This is a genomic window from Mesorhizobium yinganensis, assembly GCF_040081985.1.
GTDB lineage: Bacteria > Pseudomonadota > Alphaproteobacteria > Rhizobiales > Rhizobiaceae > Kumtagia > Kumtagia yinganensis.
On sequence record NZ_JBEBMH010000083.1, the window covers coordinates 1 to 2,190 of the forward strand.

Consider the following 2,190-nt stretch of genomic DNA (forward strand, 5'->3'; position numbering starts at 1 on the left):
GCGCCATCGCCGAGGACGGCAGCCGCGTCATCACGTCGGCCGAACTCTTGGCCGGCGTCTCCGATGTCGACGGACCCGCGGCAACCATCACCGGCGTCTCCATCCAGTCCGGCAACGGATCGCTCGCCGACAATGGCGACGGCACCTGGACCTATACGCCGGCCGCCAATGACGACACATCGGTGACGTTCGGCTACACCGCCTCCGACGGCAGCCTCAGCGCCGCCTCCACCGCAAGCCTCGACCTCACCCCGGTCAACGACGCGCCGACAGCGGCCCCCGTCGATCTCGGTTCCATCGCCGAGAACGGCAGCCGTGTGATCACCGCCGCCGAACTGCTGGCGGGTATCTCCGATGTCGATGGGCCAAAGAACCAGAACCTGTTTGCCTCCGATTCGGAACCAACCCTCGTCTCCGTCGATGAATCCAGCGCCATCGAGCTCGGGGTTCGATTCACCGCGTCGGCCGATGGGAGCATTAGCGGCCTGCGATTCTACAAAGGACCCGATAATACCGGTCCGCATGTGGCCAGCCTCTGGAGTTCGACCGGAGAATTGCTCGCCACCGCGACTTTCAGCGATGAGACGGAAAGCGGATGGCAGCAGGTCAGCTTCTCTAGCCCGGTTTCCATAAACGCAGGAGAGACCTACGTCGCCTCTTATCATACCAGCGGTCATTATTCTGCGGACCTGCACTACTTCGACGACGCTCAGACCGAGGGACAACTTTCGACACCCGTCGGCGCGGGAGTCTTTGGATATGGTTCCGGGTCGGTCTTCCCGGACAGCACCTACAACAACGCAAACTACTGGGTCGATGTCGTCTATAATGCTCCGATATCGATAGAAGATCTGACGATTGCCAGCGGCAACGGCTCGCTCGTCGACAATGGCGACGGCACCTGGACCTATACGCCGGCCGCCAATGACGACAGCGCCGTCACCTTCACGTATAACGCTTCCGACGGCGAGTACACCGTATCGTCGACCGCAAGCCTCGACCTCACCCCGGTCAACGACGCGCCGACAGCGGCCCCCGTCGATCTCGGCGCCATCGCCGAGGACGGCAGTCGCGTCATCACGTCGGCCGAACTCTTGGCCGGCGTCTCCGACGTCGACGGACCGGCCGCAACCATCACCGGCGTCTCCATCCAGTCCGGCAACGGATCGCTCGCCGACAATGGCGACGGAACCTGGACCTATACGCCGGCCGCCAATGACGACACATCGGTGACGTTCGGCTATACCGCCTCCGACGGCAGCCTCAGCGCCGCCTCCACCGCTTCCCTCGACCTCACCCCGGTCAACGACGCGCCGACAGCGGCCCCCGTCGATCTCGGCGCCATCGCCGAGGACGGCAGCCGCGTCATCACGTCGGCCGAACTCTTGGCCGGCGTCTCCGATGTCGACGGCCCGGCGGCAACCATCACCGGCGTCTCCATCCAGTCCGGCAACGGATCGCTCGCCGACAATGGCGACGGCACCTGGACCTATACGCCGGCCGCCAATGACGACACATCGGTGACGTTCGGCTATACCGCCTCCGACGGCAGCCTCAGCGCCGCCTCCACCGCAAGCCTCGACCTCACCCCGGTCAACGATGCGCCGACAGCGGCCCCCGTCGATCTCGGCGCCATCGCCGAGGACGGCAGCCGCGTCATCACGTCTGCCGAACTCTTGGCCGGCGTCTCCGACGTCGACGGACCCGCCGCAACCATCACCGGCGTCTCCATCCAGTCCGGCAACGGATCGCTCGCCGACAATGGCGACGGTACCTGGACCTATACGCCGGCCGCCAATGACGACACATCGGTGACGTTCGGCTATACCGCCTCCGACGGCAGCCTCAGCGCCGCCTCCACCGCTTCCCTCGACCTCACCCCGGTCAACGACGCGCCGACAGCGGCACCCGTCGATCTCGGCGCCATCGCCGAGGACGGCAGCCGCGTCATCACGTCGGCCGAACTCTTGGCCGGCGTCTCCGACGTCGACGGCCCGGCGGCAACCATCACCGGCGTCTCCATCCAGTCCGGCAACGGATCGCTCGCCGACAATGGCGACGGCACCTGGACCTATACGCCGGCCGCCAATGACGACACATCGGTGACGTTCGGCTATACCGCCTCCGACGGCAGCCTCAGCGCCGCCTCCACCGCTTCCCTCGACCTCACCCCGGTCAACGACGCGCCGA

1 protein-coding gene is annotated in these 2,190 nt (G+C 66.0%); it reads left to right on the forward strand.

Annotated elements, in window-relative coordinates; translation table 11 throughout:
• Positions 1–2,190: cadherin-like domain-containing protein (locus ABMA59_RS37050; RefSeq protein ID WP_349010317.1), on the forward strand; the 2,190-nt coding region annotated here is incomplete at both ends.